Origin of the sequence: Allosphingosinicella sp. (genome assembly GCF_035626655.1) — a bacterium.
Taxonomy (GTDB): domain Bacteria; phylum Pseudomonadota; class Alphaproteobacteria; order Sphingomonadales; family Sphingomonadaceae; genus Allosphingosinicella.
Genome location: NZ_DASPNF010000005.1, coordinates 480,473 through 500,124 on the forward strand (window position 1 = coordinate 480,473; position 19,652 = coordinate 500,124).

Genomic DNA, 19,652 nt, shown 5'->3' on the forward strand with positions numbered 1-19,652 from the left:
GGGTAATATGATCGACCTGATTGCTGCAGCCGCCATCGCTGTCCAGGGCGTCCCGCCCGCGGCGGAGCTCGGCGAGCTGAGCGCCCACATCCTGTCCAACCGCACGGGTCAGTTCTCGGAAGACATTTCTCCGCCGGACAGCGGCGGCCACTGGAATCAGCTCTTCGAAGGCGACGATATTGTCATCACGCAGGAAGTGCGGACCACCGACGAGCAATTTATCGAGCGGCCGCTTCGCATGGTGGCCCGGGTCGGCCGGCGCATCCTGGCGCAGCGCACCTATCGCGCCATCCTGACCACGGACGGGGGGCGTGCCTTTCAGCATCTCGTCATTCCCGATTCAACCTGCGCCGGCGACATTCAGGTCACCGTCACCTACGGGACGCAAACCCGGAGCGAGACCCTGCAGATGCGGTGCGGAGAATGAACCTGGCCCGGATCCACGCTTTTTCGATCACGCTGGCGCTTGCCCTCGCCACCCCGGCCTGCGCGCAGCAGCCCGTGTCCGCCGGTCCCGGCAACAATGCCGTGCCGGCCGCCCAACCCGCAGTCGCCAATTACGGCTACCGGGTCGTCGGCACCTATCCGCACGACCAGCGCGCCTTCACGCAGGGGCTCTTCTACCTGAACGGCAGCCTCTACGAGAGCACCGGCCAAATCGGCCAGTCGACGATCCGCAAGGTACGCTTCGAGGACGGCCGGGTGCTGCAGTCCGTGCCGATCCCGCCCGGCCTGTTCGGCGAGGGCATCGTCAACTGGGGCAACGAGATCATCTCGATCACCTGGCAGGGAGGTCGCGGCTATCGCTGGGATCTGGCGACGCTCAGGCGCACCGGCGAATGGCGCTATTCGGGCGAAGGCTGGGGCCTCACCCAGAACGGCACCGACATCATCATGTCCGATGGCACCTCCGCGCTCCGCTTCCTCGATCCCGCGACCCTGGCCGAGCGCCGGCGGATCACCGTCACGCTGCAGGGCGCGGAGCTGACCCAGCTCAACGAGCTCGAATGGGTGAATGGCGAGATTTACGCGAACATCTGGCAGCAGCCGCGCATCGCCCGCATCGACCCGGCTACGGGGCGGGTCACCGGCATCATCGATCTCAGCGCGCTCGCCGCGCAGAATGGCGACAACACGGACAGCGTCCTCAACGGCATCGCCTATGACGCCCAGCGCGACCGATTGTTCGTCACCGGCAAATATTGGCGGCGGCTCTACGAGATCGACCTGGTTCCCGCCCGCTAGCGCACCACCACGTCCCTGCTCGCCCGGTAGTTGGCGAGCTCGCCCTCAGAAACTGGCTGTTCGCCTCGCGCAGCCGGGCGCCGGCATCGTCGTATAGGAAGGGCAGGAAGGCGAAGCGGCGCCCCTTCGTCACCGGCATCGCCTGGTGCAGCAGCGAGCAGGAGAAGGCGATCGCGCCCCCGGTCGTGGCGCGATAGGTGCGCGGCCCATATTCGGGGAACATCAGGTCCCCGCCCTCATATTCCTCGGCGTTCAGGTTGATCGTCACCGCGAAGCGGCGATGCGCGGTCCCTTTTGAAGTATCGTCGCGATGAGCGCGGAAATGGCCGCCCGTCTCGGCCTCGTAGCAGCCGACCAGCAGCCGCTCGACCCGCGTCGCCTCGAACTGGAAGGCGCGCTTCACCATCGGCAGCAGCCGGTGGATGAGCCGCAGGTTCAGCTCGCGCGCAAGCTGGGGATCCTTGACGAGGCAGTCGCGCCGGACCTTGTGAAGCGGATCGACGAGCAATTTCGTCATGCCGTCGACGTCGCGCATGAAGCCCGATTCCTCGCCGCCGTCGGCCTCGTAGAGGTCGATCAGCCGCCGGCACATCGCCGGTTCCAGCACGTCGGACACGGCGACGACCGGCGCCCAGTCCGGCATTGGCGGGGCGGCGACGAGCTGCGCCAGGGCGTCGAGCGCTGCCTCGCTCTCGCCGAGCGGGAACCGGGCCCGCACGCGCAGCGCCCGATCGAGCAGCAGCCAGTGGCCGCGATAGACGTCCGACGGCGCCGGCTCCGCCGCGCCGTACATGCGGCTCACCCGCCGGTCATGGTCGAGGAAGAAGCGGATGCCCGGAAGCTGCTGGCGGATCCGACCCGCCTGCCCGTCGGCCGGGTCCACGCTGACCCCGAAGAAGGCGGCATGATCGTCGTCGAACAGCGCGCGCCGCTGCTGCAGCGCGGTCAGGGCCGCCTTCGCCGCCGCATTCGCCGCGGTGCCGAAGAAGAGCAACAGGATCGGCCGTCCCGCCGCCGTGTCGAACGCATAATCGGCGCGGCCGCCGAGCGTCGGACAATGGAACCAGGGTGCGGCCTCGCCGAGGCCGAGGGGAGTTTTGCGCTCCTTGCTCACGCTTCGGGCCTAATCGTTTCGCCCGAGGCTGGCAATTTGCGCTGCTTGCGCCCAAGCTTGCGCGATGATCGACGGTTTCCAGCTTGACCCCGCCTGGCCCCGCATGAGCCTCGCCGAGGTCGATGCCGCGCTGACCGCGCCCGGCGCCCGGTTCGAGATGGAGACGGTGACGATCCGCGGCGTGCCGACCCGGGTCTGGAAGAATGCGCCGCCCTCGCTGCCGATGCTCGCCCGTTTCTCGCGCCTGCACGGCGAGCGGCTGATCACCATCTTCGAGGACGAACGGGTCAGCTTCGAGGCGAGCTTCCGCGCCGCCGCTGCGATCGCCGCGGAGCTGCAGCGGCGCGGCATCGGCAAGGGCGACCGGGTCGCTTTGGCCATGGTCAACCTGCCCGAATGGCCGGCCTGCTTCTTCGCGATCACCGCGCTCGGCGCGATCGCCGTGCCGCTCAACGCCTGGTGGACCGGGCCCGAGCTCGAATATGGCCTCGCCGATTCCGGATCGAAGGCATTGCTCTGCGACCGGTCCCGCCACGAGCGGATCGCCCCGCATCTGGCAAACCTGCCGGATCTCGAGCACATCATCGTCAGCCGGGCGGAGGCCGGCGCCACGGGCACCGACCGCCTCGAGGATTTGATCGGGCCGGCCACGGCCTGGAAGGATCTCCCTGCCATCGACCTGCCCGAGGCCGGCGTCCAGTCCGACGACCCCGCGGCGATCTTCTACACGAGCGGCACGACCGGCAAGCCCAAGGGCGCGCTCGGCTCGCACCGCAACCTGATGACCAACATCCTCTCGACCGGCTACACGACCGCACGGGCGGCGCTGCGCCGGGGCGAGACGCCGCCCGAGCCCGCGCCCCGGATCGGGCTGCTGGTCATCCCCCTCTTCCACGTCACCGCCTGCTCGGCGAGCCTGATGGGCTCGATGGTCGCCGGCAACACCACGATCTTCATGCGCAAGTGGGACACGGTCGAGGCGATGCAGATCATCGAGCGCGAACGCGTCCAGATCACCGGCGGCGTGCCGACCATCGCCTGGCAAATCCTCGAACATCCCGACCGCGCCAAATATGACCTCTCCAGCCTGGAGCTGATCACTTATGGCGGCGCCCCGTCGGCCCCTGAGCTGGTGAAGCGCATCCGGGAGGAGTTCGGCGCCCTGCCCGGCAATGGCTGGGGGATGACCGAGACGATGGCGACGGTCACCGCCCATGTCGGCGAGGATTATCTGAACCGCCCGGACAGCGCCGGCCCGCCGGTCCCGGTCGCCGACCTCAAGATCGTCGCCGCGGATGGCGTCACCGCGCTGCCGACCGGCGAGGTGGGCGAGCTCTGGGCGAAGGGCCCCCAGATCGTGATCGGCTATTGGAACAAGCCGGAGGCCACGGCCGAAACCTTCGTCGACGGCTGGGTCCGCACCGGCGATCTCGCCCTGCTCGACGCGGAAGGCTTCCTCACTATCGTCGACCGCGCCAAGGACATGATCATCCGCGGCGGGGAGAACATCTACTCGATCGAGGTGGAGAACGTCCTCTACCAGCATCCGGCGGTGATCGACGCCGCCCTGGTCGGGATCCCGCACCACAGCCTGGGCGAGGAGCCCGCCGCCGTCGTCCACCTTGCCCCGGGCGCGTCGGCGACGGAGCAGGAGCTGAAGGCCTGGGTCAAGGAGCGCCTCGCCATCTTCAAGACGCCGGTGAAGATCATCTTCCTTGACCAGCCCCTGCCCCGCAACGCCAACGGCAAGATCCTCAAGAAGGATCTGAAGGCACTGTTTCAGGCGTGACGCTCTCCGTCATTCCAGCGAAAGCTGGAGTCCCCTTCACGTAAGCCAAACGAAGGAGTGAGATTCCGGCTTTCGCCGGAATGACGAGTGGGGGTTGCAATTTCTGTAAGTATATACTAACCGTTAGTAGTGACTAACGCTCCCGCCTTTGCCGCCCTCGCCGAACCGATGCGCCAGACCATCTTCGAGCGCCTGTCGGAGCGACCGATGGCGGTGCGCGAGCTGGCGGCGGGGCTGCCGATCACGCGCCCGGCCGTGTCGCAGCATCTGAAGGTGCTGAAGGAGGCCCATCTGGTGCACGACGAGGCGCAGGGCACGCGCCGCATCTATTCGATCGATCCGGCCGGCCTCGGCGAGATCCGCGCCTGGCTCGACCGCTTCTGGGACCGGGCGCTTGCGGCCTATGCCGAAGCCGCCGAAAGGGAGGAGAGGACATGAATGTGGAAGCCCGGCGCATCAAGCCCGCGCCAATCCGCCGCACCTTGCGCGTCAAGGCGACCCGGCAGAAGGCGTTCGACACGTTCGTCGCCATGGGCGGCTGGTGGCTGAAGTCGCACAGCCTGGTCGCGGCGGGCCAGAAGGACGTGATCATCGAGCCGCATGCGGGCGGCCGCTGGTACGAGATCGGCAATGACGGCGCCGAGCAGTCCTGGGGCAAGGTCGTCGCCTACGAGGCGCCGGAGCGGCTCCACCTGATCTGGTCGCTGAACGGCGAATGGACCTACGACCCCGATTTCGAAACCAATGTCGAAGTGACCTTCGCCGAAGATGGCGACCATACGATCGTCACTTTCGAGCATCGCGACCTCGACCGTTATGGCGAACAGGCCGAGAAGATCCGGGGCGATTACGAGAGCGGGATGGACGGCGGCTGGCGGGAGCTGCTCGACGGTTACCAGAAGGCGGCCGAAGCCGGCTAAAGGGTCAGTGCGGCACCTCGTTCACGCTGGTGGCGCGAGCCGAGCGCATCATCAACGCGTCATAGTCGAGCTCGATGCTGCGCGCGCCGGCAAGATGCTGACGCCAGTCCGGGCCCAGGACCTCGCGCCATTCGCGCTGGGTCTTGCAGATCCGCCGGCCCGACATGCGCGAGCCCGCGCGGACCGTGATCTGCGTGCAGACCCGCCGCTCGGCGCGCTCGTTCGTCTCCGGGCGGCCCTCGGCGGAGGCGCCGGCAGCGCCCAGCGGCAGCGTCGTGACGATCAGAGCGAGAGCAACCACCTTCTTCATCGTCGCCTCTTCGATTTCCCAATGCCGCGCTTCGCCGACAATGAAAGCGGCATGAAGGGCGGTTGGGACGAGCGCCCCCTCCAGCGTCTCAGTTCGGCGCCACGGGCGGGTTTGACTCATGCCTCGTGCGCATCTCCACCTGCTCCATCGTATCCTGGACACTCGTCGCGCCGTTCAAGTGCTGACGCCAATCCGGGCCAAGCGCATCGCGCCATTCCCGGGAGGTCCTGCAGACCCGCCGGCCGGACATGCGCGAACCCGCCCGCGCGGTAATCTGCGTGCAGACGCGGCGTTCGTTCGTGGCCGTCTCGGGACGGCCGGCGGCGACGGCAAGGCCGGGCCAGGCAGCAGCGACCAGAGCGATGGCAACCAGAAGCTTCATGATCCCCTCCTTCGCAGGCGGCAACGCAACGGTTGGCTTCGGCAATCGGCAATCGGCAATCGGCAATCAATCCTGCTTCGCGCGGCCATAGGAGCGCCAGGGCGCCGGGCCATGGGCGGCATCGTCGGGCGTCATGCGCGACTGCATCGCCTCGATATCGGCCTGGATGTCATTAGCCTCCAGCCGGCGCCGCCATTCCGGGCCGAGCAATTCAGTCCATTGCGCCGGTGTGCGGCACATCCGGCGCGGCGGCAGTCGCGACGCGGCGCGGGCGGCAGAAAGCTGCGTGCAATGACGGCGCTCGGGACTGGCTTCGGGCCTGCCCATCGCCCCGGCGGACACCGGAAATGCGGCGATGCAGGTCACGACGAGCGCCACGGATGAAATCGTCTTCATCACCTGCCCCTCCCTCTGGCCGCAGGAAGTCTGTCCGGACGCGCCTTTGGCGCGCGATCAGTTCGGGCCGAGCCCGCGGCTGGGATGCCCGACCGGAAGGCCCTGGACCCCGCGATGGTCGACATTGGGCGAGGAACGCTGGCCCAGCAGGTCCTGATCGCCTTCGAGCGTGCGGCCGGAAAGGAGCTGGCGCCAGTCCGGGCCGAGCGCATCGCGCCATTGGGCCTCGGTGCGGCAGACCCGGCGCGGGCTCATCCGGGAACCGGCGCGAGCCCGCGCCGGCTGGGTGCAAACCCGCCGCTCGTTGGCGGAGGAATCATTTCCGCCGGCTGCGGCGGCGGCGGTGGTGACGACCGGGAATGAGGTCGCGACCAGCGCGACGGCGACGAGCATCTTCATGCGTTAACCCCTCTTTCGCCGGACATGCCGGATCCAGACCGTACGCACAGGGCCGGCAGCCTCGACCGGGATCGATGCTAACTCGTTAGGAGCGCTTTGAAAAGAGCCAAGGCGCGGAGCGACGGCCCGGATCGGGCCGCGGCGCCGTTTCGCCGGGCGACGCTTGCGGATCCGGAGCGCCAGCCTTCAGTCCGCGGGCCAGTTCTCCAGCACCTCGACGAAGCGGGTCAGCCAGCCATTGGTCTGGTGGCCGTCGACGACCCGGTGGTCGATGGTCAGGCTGACATAGGCCATGGGCCGGATCTGGATCGTGTCGACGCCGCCCACCTCGCGCACGACGACGCGCTTCTCCAGCTTGCCGACGCCGAGGATCGCCGACTGCGGCTGGTTGATGATGATCGGCGCCGCGAAGAGCGAGCCCGACACGCCGTGATTGGAGATGGTGAAGGTGCCGCCCCTGATGTCGGCGCTGGTCAGTTTCTCGCCCCGCGCCTTCTCGACCAGCTCGTCGAGCTGCGCGGCGATGCCCTTCAGGTTCAGTTGCTGGACCTTGCGGACCACCGGCACGATCAGCCCCTTGGTGCCGAGCGCGGTGCCGACGCCGATATTGATGTCGTCGTACAGCTCCAGCCGGTCTGCGTGCCAGCGGCTGTTGATCGCCGGCGCGACCTTCATCGCCTCGGCCGCCGCCGCAACCAGATAGGCGGTATAGGTGAGCTTCACCCCCTTCTTCGCATAGGCTGCCTTGTGCGCCTCGCGATGCGCCATGATCGCCGAGAAATCCGCCTCGAACACGGCGGTGACATGCGGGGCGTCGGTCACCGAGCGATGCATGTTCTCGGCGATGGCCAGACGCATCCGGTCGTGCGGGATGAAGTGCGAGCGAATGTCACCCGTGCTGGCGGGGATGATCCCTTCGACCGGCTTCGAGACCCTGGTCGCCGCCTCGATCGCGCGGTCGACATCGTCGCGCGTAATCCGCCCGTTCCGGCCCGTGCCCGAAATATGCTCCGGGTTCAGATCATGCTGCAGTACCGCCCGCTTCACCGATGGCGAGAGGCGGTTCTCCCGACCTTCTCCCGTTCGGCCTGAGCCTGTCGAAGGCCTTTCCCTCCTGTCCGGCTTCCCAACCAACGGAGGTTCGGGCACCGACGGTGCGGCCTCGGCCTCCGCCTCGGTCGCGATCCGCCCGAGCACCGCCCCGGGCACCGCATCGGCGTCGGTATCCAGCACGATCTCCCTGAGCACGCCCGAAGCCGGCGCAGGGACCTCCATCGCCACCTTGTCGGTCTCGAGCTCGACGAGCGGCTCATTCTCCTCAACGCGCTGGCCGATCCGCTTCAGCCAGTTCCGCACCACCGCCTTGGTGCCTTCCTGCTCGACGGGAACGAGGACGTCGATCATTCCCTAGAACTCCAGCAGCTCGTCAATTTTCGCGCGAATCCGCTCGACCGACGGCACCGCCCAGTCGAGCAGGACCGGATTATGCGGGCTCGGAATGTCGGGCATCGTCAGCCTGGCGACCGGCGCGTCGAGATCGAGAAAGGCCTCGTCCGCGACCACCGCGGCAATCTCCGCGCCGAAGCCGCCGGTGCGCAGATCCTCGTGCACGATCAGGCAGCGCCGCGTCCGCGCCACCGATTTCAGCACCATCTCCCGGTCCCAGGGCTGCAGGGTCCTGAGGTCGATCACGTCGGCGGAGAGGCCCTCGGCCGCCGCCTCGCAGCGCGGCACCATCGCGCCCCAGGTGACGATCGTGATCCGGTCGCCCTCGCGCACCTTCCTGGCATGGCCGAAGGGCAGCACGTAATCGTCGCCGGGCCAGGGACGCCGGGCCCAGGCGTCGTCGAGCATCGCACGGTGCTCGAAGAACACCACGGGGTCGTTGCCGCGCAGCGCCGAGCGCAGCAGCCCGACCGCATCCTCGGCATTGCTCGGCACCGCCACCTGCCAGCCCGGATTGTGCACGAACTGCACCTCGTTGGTCTGGCTGTGCCAAGGGTCGCCGCACTTGAAGAAGCCGACCGGCATCCTGAGCACCATCGGCGCGGCGAAGCGGTTGTTGGTCCGCCAGCGCATCGTCCCGCAATCGTTGATCTGCTCGAGCGCGGGCTCGGCATATTTGCGGAACTGGATCTCGGGAACCGGCAGCAGCCCGGCCAGCGCCAAGCCGACCGCGCGCCCGATAATGCCTTCCTCGGAGAGGCTGGTGTCGAAGACGCGCTCGACGCCATACTTCTCCTGCAGGCCCAGGGTCACGCCATGGACACCGCCCTTCGGCCCGACATCCTCGCCGAACAGCAGCATGCGCGGGTTGAGCTCGAGCTCGGCGTCGAGCGTGCGGCGGATCGCCGTCGACATGTTGATCCGTTGCCCCTGCGGCCGCGGCGTCTCGGTCGAGGCCGGCGCGCGATAGCCGCGCGTCCATTGCCCGCCGAACAGCTGCATCTCGCCTTCGTAGAAGACGTTGGCGGTGACCCGATCGGGGCTGGAGACCGTCCGCTCCTCCGCAGCAGCGGAGGCGGCCGCCACCGCTTCCTCGGCCTCCGCCGCGATCGCGTCCCACTCCGCCTCGTCCATGAGGGCGCCGACCAGATAGGATTTGAGCTTGGGCAGCGGATCGCGCTCCCATTCCGAGGCGACGAACGCCTCGCTCTTATAGGCCTGCGTGTCCTGAAAACTGTGCCCCTGCAGCCGCGGCACGCTGAGCCTGAGCAACGCCGGGCCGGAGCCGCCGCGCACATATTCGGCCGCTTCCGAGATCAGCCCCGCCGCCTCGGCCGGCTCGGTCCCGTCCCCGCTGAGGACGTGCAGATTGCCGAAGCTCGCGAGGTTGCGCGCAATGTCCCCGCCCGGCGTCTGGTAGGTGGAGGGCACCGAGATGCCGTATTGATTGTCCTCGACGTAGAAGAGCATCGGCAGCTTCTGCGTCGTCGCGATGGTCAGGGCGGACCAGAAGCCGTTGGTCGCGCAGCTCGCATCGCCGCCAAGCACGACCGCGATCGCGCCCGCATAACCGTCGTCGCCGAGCACGTCCCGATAATAGGTGATCGCCTGCGCCCAGCCCGCGGTCGGCGTATATTGGGCGCCGACGCCGCCGCACATCGGCAGCGCCGGGCAGCCGGCCGGATTGGGATAGTTGAAGACGACGCCGATATCGCGCCCGTCCGAATAGCCGCCGGCCCGGCCCATGGCCGAGCCGAGCGCGTCCTCCAGCTCGACGCCGAGCGAGAGCAGGAAGGGCCGCGAGCGGTAATAGCCGCAGGCGCCGTCGCGCGGATGATCGAGCCTTGTGCCGAGCATGACCTGCGCCATGTCGTGGCCGCGCGCGCTGAACTGGTAGAGGACCTTGCGCTCGGGCACGAGGCGGGTCTCCTCGAGCCGGTCGAGCGCCCGGCTGACCTGCATGAGCCAGGCGATCTCCCGCCAGTCAAAGTCCGGGTCGGGCGTGTTGGCCCGACTTTTCCCCTTTTTCGCAATCGGGGTGCCGGCCTCAGCCATCCAGCTTCTCCACGACCAAGGCGGCGAAACGCTCGACCGCGGCGTCGGCGAGGCCGACGACGTTGAACCGGCCCGAACCCGCCATGTAGATGCCCTGTTCCTCGCGCAGCTCCAGCACCTGCTGCGGCGTCAGCGGCAGCATCGAGAACATGCCCTTCTGCCCGCCGATATAGGCGAGCCGCAGGTCGGCGGCGGCGAGGCGCCCGCGGATCTCGCGGATCCGGCCGCCCATCGCGTCCACCTCGCTCTCCCAGAGCGCGCGCAGTTCCGGATCGCTGAGGATGATCCGCGCCACCGCCGCCGGATGATCGGGCGGCATCGACCACATCGTCCTGGCGAGGCCGAGCAAATTGTTGAACGCGACCTCCGCGCTCCGCGACGTCGAGCCCTTGACGAACAGGGTGCCGAGCCGGTCGCGGTAGCAGCTGAAATTCTTGTCGCAGCTCTGCGCGACCAAAGCCTGCTCGGCCGCGTCCACCACCAGCCGCGTCCCCGCGGCATCGGCCTCGAGGCCGTCGCCGAAGCCCTGATAGGCGAGGTCGACGAAGGGGATCAGGCCCCGCGCTGCGACCACATCGGCGACCTCGCGCCACTGGTCGAGGCTGAGATCGGCCCCGGTCGGGTTGTGGCAGCAGCCGTGCAGCAGCACGAGATCGCCCGCCTCGGCCTTGCCGAACGCCTCCATCATCCGGTCGAAGTGCAGCGTCGCGGTCGCCTTGTCGTAATAGGCATAGGGGACCATCTCGACACCCGACGAAGCGATCAGAGGCGCATGGTTGGGCCAGGTCGGTTCGCCGGCGAGGATGCGCGCGCCGGGATTGGCCCGCGCGATCAGCTCCGCCCCGAGCCTGAGCGCGCCGCAGCCGCCGGGCGTCTGCAGGCCGACGATCCGCCCGCTCGCCCCGGCGCCGGCGCCGAACACGATCGGATAGACCAATTCGACGAACTCCGCGTCGCCCTGCGAGCCGATATAGGCCTTGGTCTTCTGCGTCTCCTGGAGGATCTGCTCCGCCGCCTTCACGCATTTCAGGATCGGCGTGTTGCCGGCGCTGTCGCGGAAGACGCCCACACCGACGTCGATCTTGCCCGGCCGCGGGTCGTTATTGGCGAGCGCGATCAACGCGATCAGCGGGTCCTGCGGCTGGTCCTCGAGCCGGTCGAGCAGGATCGGCTGCCCCTCCCGCACCATCACGTCGGCCTGATCGCTCATCCTGCGCACCTCCTGTATGCGGCGGCGATAGTCCTACCGGAACGCGCGCGCAAAGACTTGTCAGACTGCGCATCAAAACGGGATTTCGTGAAACATTCGTTTCATGCTATGGCAAAATAATGAGCGAAGAATTTCACCTCGACGATGTGGACCGGCGAATCGTCCAAGCCCTGCAGCGCGACGCGAGCCAGAGCCACGCCACCCTCGCGGAGAGCGTCGGCGCCTCCCCCGCCTCGGTCTGGCGCCGGGTCCGCGCGCTCGAGCGGGCCGGCGTGCTCGGCGCCGCCGTCCGCCTCGCCGATCCGGCGCGGCTGGGCCGCAGCGTCAATGTCCTCTGCCAGGTCCGGATGAACCGCCAGACCCAGGAATCCCGCGCCGAGTTCGAGAGCTTCATCGAGGGCCGCGAGGAGATCGTCGAATGCTACGCCATGTCGGGCGAGTGGGACTATCTGCTGCGCATCGCTGTCCGCGACGTCGCCGATTACGACCGCTTCATCCGCCGGGGCGTGCTCGCGCATCCGAGCGTGGCGAACGCGGCAAGCAATTTCGCGCTCAGGCAGGTGAAATATACGACGGAGATTCCCGTCTAGAACGGCGGGACATGGCTGCCACCTCGTGCTATCTCGTTCCGGAGGGGGAACAAAGCCATGCACGATGATCACAATTTCACGGTCGACCAGGACCTGCTGTCCCGTCGGCAATTCGCGCAGGCGGCGCTCGCCTCGGCTGGCCTGTTCGTGGCGCTGCCGGCGCGAGCCCAGCAGCCGCAGCCGCCGCTCGGCACGACTGCGGAATCGCCGATGGGGCCCTTCTATCCGCTGAACCCCGGGCGCGAGAATGATGCCGACCTGACGCGCCTCGCCGGTCATCGCAACCGCGCGCGCGGCACGGTGATCGAGCTGACCGGACGGATCCGCGACGTGCGGGGCAATCCGATTTCAGGCGCGCGGATGGAATTGTGGCAGGCCAATGCGGCCGGCCGCTACGCGCACGCGCTCGATCCGGCGGTCGCGGCGCTCGATCCCGACTTCCAGAGCTACGCCCGCCTCACTACCGGCGCGGACGGGAGCTACCGGATCGTAACGATCAAGCCCGGTGGCTATGACAGCCCGATCGGCCATCGCCCGCCGCACCTCCATTTCGACCTGCGCGGGCGCACCCACCGGACGATCGCGCAAATGTACTTCCCCGAGGATGCGGCAGCGAATGCCCGCGACACGCTCTATTCCGCACTGGGGAGGGACGCAGCCAGCTCGGTCGCGGCGCGCAATCCGGCCGACGGCAGCAAATATCGCTGGGATATCGTACTGATGGGCTGACGACGGAGATCCCGTCTAGCGGCGCGGGTCGAACAGCCGCTCCAGCACGTCATGCAAGCGCAGCGCCGATTCGCTCCAGCAGCCCTCATTCTGCGGAGCCGCGACCGTCTGACCTCCACGGGTGATGCGAAGCACGGGCGTCCCGCCATTGCTGATGACCACGCGACAGTCGCGGCGCTCAAGTCCGCGCGTCATCGCGGCTCGGTAGGCCTCGCGGACTGCCGCCAGCTGGTCTGCCGGAAGAAGCCCCATCCGGAGCCGGGAGCGGAAAGCCGGCCTGCGACAGGTCCGCCAAGTGGCGGGTGCGGTCACCCGGTAGCGGCCGGTCCCCAGATCCAGCCGCACATTTCCCTGCGGGCACCATTCCGAATGTCCCACGGTGGCAAACACGGATGCCGAGTCGGCTCCTCGTTCAGCGGCAAGCGATGGGCCGGCCGCGGCCGCCGTCATGATCAGGGCTCCGAAGAGGATCAGCCCGCGCATGTCGACAGATTGCAGGAAAACCGCGCAGGTCGCAACCGCAGCGGCCTGCCCAAAAGCCTGATGGGAACCCTCCTCCGCCCCAGCTATTGAATCGCCCGCGACACGATCTTCGGAGGCAATGCCCATGGCCGCACGGCCCTATTGGAAGGGGCAGATCAGGCTGGCCCTGGTCTCGATCCCCGTGGAAATCTATTCGGCGACCCGCTCGGGCGCGACCGTGGCCTTCAACCAGATCCACGAGCCCTCGGGCAAGCGCATCAAATATGAGAAGGTCGTGCCCGGCATCGGCGCGGTCGATCCGGACGAGATCGTCAAGGGCTACCAGTACAGCAAGGGCCATTACGTCCTGCTCGACGACGATGAGCTGGAGGCGGTGAAGCTGGAGTCGAAGAAGACGCTGGAGCTCACCCAGTTCGTCGACGCGCACGAGATCGACCCGCTCTATTACGAGCGGCCTTATTATGTCGTCCCCGCCGACGATCTCGCCGAGGAGGCGTTCGTCGTGCTGCGCGAGGCGCTCCGGGAGACGAAGAAGGTGGCGCTCGGCCAGCTCGCCATGCGCGGCCGCGAATATGTGGTGAGCCTGAAGCCCTGCGGCCGTGGCATCCTGCTGGAGACCCTGCGCTATGCCGACGAGGTGGTGAAGGCGCAGGGTTATTTCCGCGACATTTCCGACGCGAAGCCCGACGCCGAGATGCTGGAGCTGGCCGAGGCGCTGATCGACCGCAAGGCCTCGAAATTCGATCCCGGCAAGTTCCACGACCGCTATGTCGACGCGCTGAGGGACCTGATCGAGAAGAAGCGCAAGCTGAAGGGCGCGAAGATCGAGGCCGAAGAGGAAGAGGCGCCGGCGAAGCGCGGCTCCAACGTGATCGACCTGATGGCCGCGCTGAAGCAGTCGATCGAGAAGAAGGGGAAGGCAGCCCCCGCAGCGAAGAAGGCGCCGGCCCGCAAGGCCCCCGCGAAGAAAGCGGCGCCGGCGCGCAAACGGGCCTGACAATGCCGCGAACCGCCAGGGCCGCTGACCCGCTCGCCACCTATAATCGCAAGCGCGACTTCGCGAAAACCGCGGAGCCCGCGGGCAAAGTCGCGCAAAAGCGGGCGAAGGACCGGATCTTCATGGTCCAGAAGCATGATGCGACCCGGCTCCATTACGATTTCCGGCTGGAGCTGGAGGGCACTCTGAAGAGCTGGGCGGTGACCCGCGGCCCCAGCCTCGACCCCGCCGACAACCGCCTCGCCGTGCGCACCGAGGACCATCCCATGTCCTACGCCACCTTCGAGGGCACGATCCCCAAGGGCGAATATGGCGGCGGCACCGTGATGCTCTGGGATCGCGGCACCTGGGAGCCGCGGCCGGACAAGGACCCGGTGAAGACGCTGAAGGAGGGCCATCTCCACTTCACCCTCCATGGCGAGCGGATGCAGGGCGAATGGGTGATGTTCCGCCTGAAGCCGCGCGGCAAGGAGCGGACCGAGAACTGGATATTGAAGAAGGTCGACGACGAGCATGCCGGCAGCCCGACCGGGCTCACCGACACCTATCTCCGCTCGGTGAAGACCGATCGCACCCTCGACGAGATTGCCGCAGGCAAGAAGGCGAAGGAGCGCAAGGCGCCCGCGCGCAGCCGCAAGCGCGGCGCGTCAGCCGCCGCCTTCCCCAAATTCCGCGAAGCGCAGAAGGCCACGCTCGTCGACAGCGTCCCGGCGGGCTCGGCCTGGCTGCACGAGATGAAATATGACGGCTATCGCTGCCTCCTCGCGCTCGCCGGCGGCAAGGCCAGGATCTACACGCGCACCGGCCTCGACTGGACTGACAAATTCCCGGAGATCGCCGCGGCGGCCGCCGGCATCGACTGCGACAGCGCCCTGCTCGACGGCGAGATCGTCGCGCTGGACGACAAGGGCAATACCGGCTTCTCGGCGCTCCAGCAGGCCATCTCGGAGGGCGGCAAAGGTCTGAGCCTGTTCCTGTTCGACGCCCTGGAAATCGATAGCGAAAATCTGGAGAAGCTGCCCAATATCGAGCGCAAGCAACGCCTCGCCAGCCTCGTCGGCAAAGGGCAGCCGCCCTTCATCCTCTATGCCGACCATATTCTCGGCAAGGGCGAGCAATTGTTCGACGCGATGTGCGAGGCGGGCCAGGAGGGGATCATCTCCAAGAAGGCCGACGCCCCCTATCGCCACGCGCGGACGAAGAACTGGCTGAAGGTGAAATGCACGCGCCGGCAGGAATTCGTGATCATCGGCTGGAGCGAGAGCGACAAGAAAGGGCGCGGCTTCCGCGCCCTTTTGCTCGGCCTCAATGAGGACGGGAAGCTGCGCTATGCAGGCAAGGTCGGCACCGGTTTTTCCCAGCAGGTCCAGATCGATCTGCGCGAGCGCTTCGACAAGCTCGCAACCACGAAGGCCCCTGCGGAAGTCCCCCGTGCGGAGGCGCGCGGCGTGCACTGGGTGAAGCCGAAGCTGGTCGCGGAGATTGCCTTCGCGGAGTTCACGGCCGACAATGTCGTGCGCCATGCGAGCTTCCTCGGCCTGCGCGGCGACAAGGCGGCGAAGGAGGTGGTGGCCGAAATGCCCCGGAAGACGCCCGATCCGGTGACCGATGACGTGAAAATCTCCAATCCGGACCGCATCATCTTCCCTGACGCGAAGGTGACCAAGGGCGATCTCGCCGCTTATTATCGCGCGATCGGCGCGGTCATGCTCCCCTGGACCGCGAACCGCACCGTCAGCCTCGTCCGCTGCCCGCAGGGCCGGGCGAAGAAATGCTTCTTCCAGAAGCATGACAGCGGCACTTTCGGCCCGCACGTCCGCCACGTCCCGATCCGCGAGAAGGACGGGCACAAGGAGGATTATCTCTACGTCGAGGACATTGCCGGCATCATCGCCTGCGTGCAGATGGGCACGATCGAGTTCCATGGCTGGGGCTCGAGGGTCGCCGACGTCGAGAAAGCGGACCGGATCGTCTTCGACCTGGACCCGGACGAGGGGCTGGATTTCGGCCTCGTGAAGAAGGCGGCGAAGGATCTGCGCCGCCATCTCGCCGACATGGGCCTGCAGACCTTCCCGATGCTGACCGGCGGCAAGGGCGTCCACGTCATCGTCCCGCTGACGCCGAAGGCGGAATGGCCCGAGGTCAAGGATTTCGCCCGGCGCTTCGCCATGGCCTTGGCCGAGGCCGAGCCCGAAAGGTTCACATCCGAGCTCTCAAAGGCGAAGCGCAAAGGCCTGATCTTCATCGATTATCTGCGCAACCAGCGCGGCGCGACGGCGATCATGCCTTATTCCGCCCGCGCCCGCGAAAGCGCGCCGGTCGCCGCCCCCATCAACTGGGAGGAGCTGGACGACATGGCCTCGGGCCACGTCTTCACGGTGAAGGATGCCGACAGGCTCCTCGACCGCGCCGCCTCCCGCCTGCTCCAGGGCTGGGGCGAGGCCAGGCAAGTCCTGCCGTCAGTGTAATCCCCGTCATTGCGAGGAGCGCAGCGACGCGGCAACCCATCAGTTCTCCGCGCCGTACTGGTTTGCTTCGCTACGCTCGCAATGACGATTTCGTACCGTCCGTTACGAAGCCAGCCGCCGCTGCGTCCAGCTTTGCGGCGGGGCGCCGTAGCGGCGGCGGAAGGCGTGGCTCAGCGCCACCTGGTCCGAATAGCCCGTCGCCTCGGCGACCGCGGCGACGCTGTGCCCGACGCGCAGCAATTCGGCCGCGCGAGCGAGCCTGAGGTCGCGATGATAGGTGATCGGCGCCTGCCCGAACGCCGCCTTGAAATAGCGCGCCAGGTGGAATTGCGAGAGGCCGGCGATCGACGCCATCTCGCCGAGGGTCACGTTGCGGTGATCATGGTCGTGCAGGAAGCCCCGCGCCCGCTCGAGCCGGCGATAGAGCTCGCGCCGGGTCGAGGGCTTGGCCGCCTTCAGTCCGTCGATCGCCGCCCGGCTCTCCGCCAGCGGCTCGGCGATCGCATATTCGACCGACGCGACCAGCTCGCCGGCGAGCGAGTCGCCGAGCGCGGGATCGTTGGCGATCTGCCGGCCGTAAAATTCGAGCGTCCGCCCCATGGCGCTGGCCCGGGTCGAGAGGATGAGCGAGCGGCCAAGCACCGAATCATGCGGGTCCGTCATCTCGCTGCATGACACCCGCGGCACGCCGGAGACGCCGACACAAAGCCCGATCGTGGTCGCGCGATTGTCGACGACACAGGCCGTACCCGCGTCCAGGAAAAGGAACTCGCCCGCCCGGACCACGAAGGTCCGTCCGTCAAAGGCGTAGCGGACCTCGCCTTCCAGGATCAGCTTCAGCGTCGGCGCGGTCGCCGGCACGATGCCGTGGCCCGGCGGCAGGCGGGAGAGGACGAGCTTGCCGGCAGTGGCGACCTGGGCGTGCTGCGCCCGGTCGACATGATGGTCCATGATGGAAAAGCAGCTACCCACGCCCCGCCTCGTGTCTTAGGTCCCTATGACACTAGAGCATGTAGAAAATGAACGGGAGCTTACAAGATCATAGTAATGACGAAGGTCAGCCCCGTCGCGAGACCGGCGGCGAGCAGGAAGCGCCAGAGCGGCGCGGGCACCATCGCCTCCCCCGCTTCGCCCGGCGGGCCGCGGCCCGTCACCATCGGCGTGATCAGGTCCTCGCGGCTGATCAGCCGGTAATAGAGGATCGCCAGCACATGCAGCGCGATCAGGGCGACAATCACCCAGAAGAGGGTTTCGTGCCGCTCGGCCAGCTCGTGCGCGCTGTCGAGGTCGGGCATGTGGCGCGAGAGTGGCCCGGCATAGATGCCATCCTCGTCTGAGGCGAACAGGCCGAGCCCGGTCTGCACCGAGAGCGCGAGCAGCATGGCGATGACGCTCCAGCCGCCGAGCGGACTGTGGCCGAGCGCCCGCTTCTTCTCCCTGAAGTAGCGGAGCACCGCGCGCGGACCCCGCACGAAGGAGGCGAAGCGCGCCGTCGAGCTGCCGAGTAGGCCCCAGAGCAGGCGGAAAAGGAGCAGGCCGAGCATCACCTCGCCGAGCAGGATGTGCAGTTCCATCCGCTCGGTCTCCGCCGTCCACCACAGAGCGGGGACGAGCAGGACCAGCGACCAGTGGAAGAGCCGGACGGGCAGGTCCCAGATGCGGACCCCCATATCCTTCACCGGCCCGCCTTCGGCAATCAATGCTCGGGCGCCCGGAAATTGTCGTGGCAGCCGGCGCAGGCGCGCTGGACGGCCGGGAAGGCGGTGCGGATCCGGCCGATATCGCCGGCCATTGCGGCGCTGTTCAGCGTGCGCACGGCGACGACGAAGCTGGCGCCGGCCTGCCGGAAGCCCTGCTGGTTCGACCAGATTTCAGGTTTGGCCCGCGTCCTGACCCCGGCTTCCGGACCGGTCCCGTGCGGGAACCAGGCCAGCACATGGACCGAGCGGTCGGCGAGCAGGGCGGCGCGCGGCCGGATCTGGGCGAGGTCGGGGCTGCCGGCGCGGAGCTGGTCGCTGATCCCCTTCAGCGCCGCCGCCATCTGCTTGTAATGGCCCTGCCGCGTCTGGATGGTCGTAGCGGCGCTGGTGGCTGGACGCTGGGCAAAGGCGGCGCCGCAAAGGACGGCGGCCGCGACACTCACCAGGACAAACTTCTTCAAGAACCGACTCCCGCAACTGACGCGCTGCTCCCATAGCCGAGACGCCGGAGCGGTCAAAACCTCTCCTCGTCATTCCAGCGCAAGCTGGAATCTCCGTCTTTTCAGCAATTCCGGGGGGATTGCGGCTTTCGCTAAAATGACGCCTTCCCGGCGGCCTCTAGCGGCAGTTTTGCTGGCTGGCGCTGCGCTCGACCGCGCTGCCCACGACGGCGCCGATCAGGCCGCCGATGATCGTTCCCGCCGCGCGATGCCGGCCGCCGTCAATGCCGCGGCCGATCAGGGCGCCGGCGCCGCCGCCGACGACAAGGCCGGTCGTGCCGTCCGAACGGCGGCAATAAGTGCGGCCATCCTCGCCCTGCCAGACCGCGCCCTGCTGGGGCTCGCCGGCATCCTCATCCATCTCGGGCGGCGCCGCATCCTCGGGGTCGACATCCATGTCCGAGTCGGCGTCCGCATCCATGCCGATATCCGTGTCGATGTCGGCCGCCGCATAGTCCTCGCCGGGGACCTCCTCGACCTTGCCGCCCGCATCCACGACAAGATCCGCATCGACATCCGCATCGGGATCCACATCCATGTCATCGGGGACAGGGCCCGTCGCCGGGACGCCGGCCCGGGCCGCCATGGCTTCCTGCTCCTCGTCGGCCGGGACCGTCATCTCCGCCTCGTCCGGCGCGCCCTCGACCTGTTCCTCGGGGCTGCCGCCATATTGGGCGAAAGCCGGCGTGGCGGCGAAGGCGAAGGCCGCAGCGGCGGCGCCGGCCAGAAATATGCGCATGGTCTGATACTCCCCAAGCCGTGAACCGAGTCGGCTCTGCGCTTCGCAACCTGCACGGCGACTGAACGGGGGAAGGCGCTATCGCGCTGGACGCGCAAAAGAAAAACGCCCCGGCCAAGGGGGGTGGCCGGGGCGCTCTTCGCAACCCGGTCCGGCGGTACACAACAGGCCGGACCCGGA

Annotated in this window: 22 protein-coding genes; 9 read left to right on the plus strand and 13 right to left on the minus strand. The window is 67.8% G+C overall.

What is annotated here, in order from left to right; all coding sequences use genetic code 11:
* Window positions 1-7 precede the first annotated feature (7 nt).
* Both VEC11_RS05340 and VEC11_RS05345 read left to right on the plus strand, forming a co-directional pair.
* Entirely contained in the window at window positions 8-427 is a 420-nt protein-coding gene (locus tag VEC11_RS05340; RefSeq protein ID WP_464129561.1) for a hypothetical protein, read from the plus strand.
* Entirely contained in the window at window positions 424-1,245 is an 822-nt protein-coding gene (locus tag VEC11_RS05345; RefSeq protein ID WP_464129562.1) for a glutaminyl-peptide cyclotransferase, read from the plus strand. The genes VEC11_RS05340 and VEC11_RS05345 overlap by 4 nt, the downstream gene beginning before the upstream one ends.
* On the opposite strand, the gene VEC11_RS05350 is transcribed toward VEC11_RS05345, so the two are convergent.
* Window positions 1,190-2,359, minus strand: a complete 1,170-nt coding sequence (locus VEC11_RS05350) for a 2OG-Fe(II) oxygenase (protein ID WP_464129563.1) — start codon at window positions 2,357-2,359, stop codon at window positions 1,190-1,192. The two genes, VEC11_RS05345 and VEC11_RS05350, sit on opposite strands and share 56 nt — an antisense overlap.
* 64 nt (window positions 2,360-2,423) lie before the next feature.
* Here VEC11_RS05350 and VEC11_RS05355 point away from each other — a divergent pair, with 64 nt between their 5' ends.
* The 3 genes from VEC11_RS05355 to VEC11_RS05365 all read left to right on the plus strand — a co-directional run bounded on the left by VEC11_RS05355 (window position 2,424) and on the right by VEC11_RS05365 (window position 5,068).
* Window positions 2,424-4,148 carry a class I adenylate-forming enzyme family protein gene (locus tag VEC11_RS05355; protein WP_464129564.1) on the plus strand — a complete coding sequence of 575 codons (1,725 nt, stop codon included), beginning with the start codon at window positions 2,424-2,426 and terminating at the stop codon, window positions 4,146-4,148.
* 129 nt (window positions 4,149-4,277) lie between these two features.
* On the plus strand, window positions 4,278-4,586 hold the full coding sequence (locus VEC11_RS05360) for an ArsR/SmtB family transcription factor (RefSeq protein ID WP_464129565.1): 309 nt from the start codon (window positions 4,278-4,280) through the stop codon (window positions 4,584-4,586).
* Complete coding sequence (locus VEC11_RS05365; protein WP_464129566.1) at window positions 4,583-5,068, plus strand: SRPBCC family protein; 486 nt, start codon at window positions 4,583-4,585, stop codon at window positions 5,066-5,068. The genes VEC11_RS05360 and VEC11_RS05365 overlap by 4 nt, the downstream gene beginning before the upstream one ends.
* A 4-nt stretch (window positions 5,069-5,072) precedes the next feature.
* On the opposite strand, the gene VEC11_RS05370 is transcribed toward VEC11_RS05365, so the two are convergent.
* The 7 genes from VEC11_RS05370 to VEC11_RS05400 all read right to left on the minus strand — a co-directional run bounded on the left by VEC11_RS05370 (window position 5,073) and on the right by VEC11_RS05400 (window position 11,266).
* Entirely contained in the window at window positions 5,073-5,378 is a 306-nt protein-coding gene (locus tag VEC11_RS05370; protein WP_464129567.1) for a hypothetical protein, read from the minus strand.
* Window positions 5,379-5,466: 88 nt separating this feature from the next.
* On the minus strand, window positions 5,467-5,760 hold the full coding sequence (locus tag VEC11_RS05375; RefSeq protein ID WP_464129568.1) for a hypothetical protein: 294 nt from the start codon (window positions 5,758-5,760) through the stop codon (window positions 5,467-5,469).
* A gap of 66 nt (window positions 5,761-5,826) precedes the next feature.
* Window positions 5,827-6,156 (minus strand): hypothetical protein, encoded by a 330-nt coding sequence (locus VEC11_RS05380; protein ID WP_464129569.1) that lies wholly within the window; start codon window positions 6,154-6,156, stop codon window positions 5,827-5,829.
* Between the two features lie 57 nt (window positions 6,157-6,213).
* Window positions 6,214-6,555, minus strand: coding sequence for a hypothetical protein (locus VEC11_RS05385; protein ID WP_464129570.1), 342 nt, complete (start codon window positions 6,553-6,555; stop codon window positions 6,214-6,216).
* Between the two features lie 186 nt (window positions 6,556-6,741).
* A complete protein-coding gene (locus VEC11_RS05390) occupies window positions 6,742-7,959 on the minus strand; it encodes a dihydrolipoamide acetyltransferase family protein (protein WP_464129571.1) in 1,218 nt (405 codons plus the stop codon).
* A 3-nt stretch (window positions 7,960-7,962) separates the two neighbouring features.
* A complete protein-coding gene (locus VEC11_RS05395) occupies window positions 7,963-10,056 on the minus strand; it encodes a transketolase C-terminal domain-containing protein (RefSeq protein ID WP_464129572.1) in 2,094 nt (697 codons plus the stop codon).
* A complete protein-coding gene (locus VEC11_RS05400) occupies window positions 10,049-11,266 on the minus strand; it encodes an amino acid aminotransferase (RefSeq protein ID WP_464129573.1) in 1,218 nt (405 codons plus the stop codon). Before VEC11_RS05400 ends, VEC11_RS05395 begins: the two co-directional genes overlap by 8 nt.
* Window positions 11,267-11,385: 119 nt before the next feature.
* Here VEC11_RS05400 and VEC11_RS05405 point away from each other — a divergent pair, with 119 nt between their 5' ends.
* Both VEC11_RS05405 and VEC11_RS05410 read left to right on the plus strand, forming a co-directional pair.
* The gene (locus VEC11_RS05405; protein ID WP_464129574.1) at window positions 11,386-11,856 is read left to right on the plus strand and encodes an Lrp/AsnC family transcriptional regulator; all 471 of its coding nucleotides are present in this window, start codon (window positions 11,386-11,388) and stop codon (window positions 11,854-11,856) included.
* 57 nt (window positions 11,857-11,913) lie between these two features.
* On the plus strand, window positions 11,914-12,585 hold the full coding sequence (locus VEC11_RS05410; RefSeq protein ID WP_464129575.1) for a dioxygenase family protein: 672 nt from the start codon (window positions 11,914-11,916) through the stop codon (window positions 12,583-12,585).
* Between the two features lie 15 nt (window positions 12,586-12,600).
* Here the strand turns inward: VEC11_RS05410 and VEC11_RS05415 are convergent, their stop codons facing one another.
* Entirely contained in the window at window positions 12,601-13,194 is a 594-nt protein-coding gene (locus VEC11_RS05415; protein ID WP_464129576.1) for a hypothetical protein, read from the minus strand.
* Here VEC11_RS05415 and ku point away from each other — a divergent pair.
* Window positions 13,193-14,065: a non-homologous end joining protein Ku gene (ku, locus tag VEC11_RS05420; protein ID WP_464129577.1), complete on the plus strand. Its 873-nt coding sequence runs from the start codon at window positions 13,193-13,195 to the stop codon at window positions 14,063-14,065. The two genes, VEC11_RS05415 and ku, sit on opposite strands and share 2 nt — an antisense overlap.
* Before the next feature lie 2 nt (window positions 14,066-14,067).
* On the plus strand, window positions 14,068-16,533 hold the full coding sequence (gene ligD / locus VEC11_RS05425) for a DNA ligase D (protein WP_464129578.1): 2,466 nt from the start codon (window positions 14,068-14,070) through the stop codon (window positions 16,531-16,533).
* Between the two features lie 102 nt (window positions 16,534-16,635).
* On the opposite strand, the gene VEC11_RS05430 is transcribed toward ligD, so the two are convergent.
* The 4 genes from VEC11_RS05430 to VEC11_RS05445 form a co-directional block, all read right to left on the minus strand.
* On the minus strand, window positions 16,636-17,505 hold the full coding sequence (locus VEC11_RS05430; RefSeq protein WP_464129579.1) for a helix-turn-helix domain-containing protein: 870 nt from the start codon (window positions 17,503-17,505) through the stop codon (window positions 16,636-16,638).
* A 59-nt stretch (window positions 17,506-17,564) separates the two neighbouring features.
* Window positions 17,565-18,203, minus strand: a complete 639-nt coding sequence (locus VEC11_RS05435; protein ID WP_464129712.1) for a cytochrome b/b6 domain-containing protein — start codon at window positions 18,201-18,203, stop codon at window positions 17,565-17,567.
* 26 nt (window positions 18,204-18,229) lie between these two features.
* The gene (locus VEC11_RS05440; protein WP_464129580.1) at window positions 18,230-18,694 is read right to left on the minus strand and encodes a c-type cytochrome; all 465 of its coding nucleotides are present in this window, start codon (window positions 18,692-18,694) and stop codon (window positions 18,230-18,232) included.
* A 157-nt stretch (window positions 18,695-18,851) separates the two neighbouring features.
* Window positions 18,852-19,472, minus strand: a complete 621-nt coding sequence (locus VEC11_RS05445; protein WP_464129581.1) for a glycine zipper 2TM domain-containing protein — start codon at window positions 19,470-19,472, stop codon at window positions 18,852-18,854.
* Window positions 19,473-19,652: the final 180 nt, after the last annotated feature.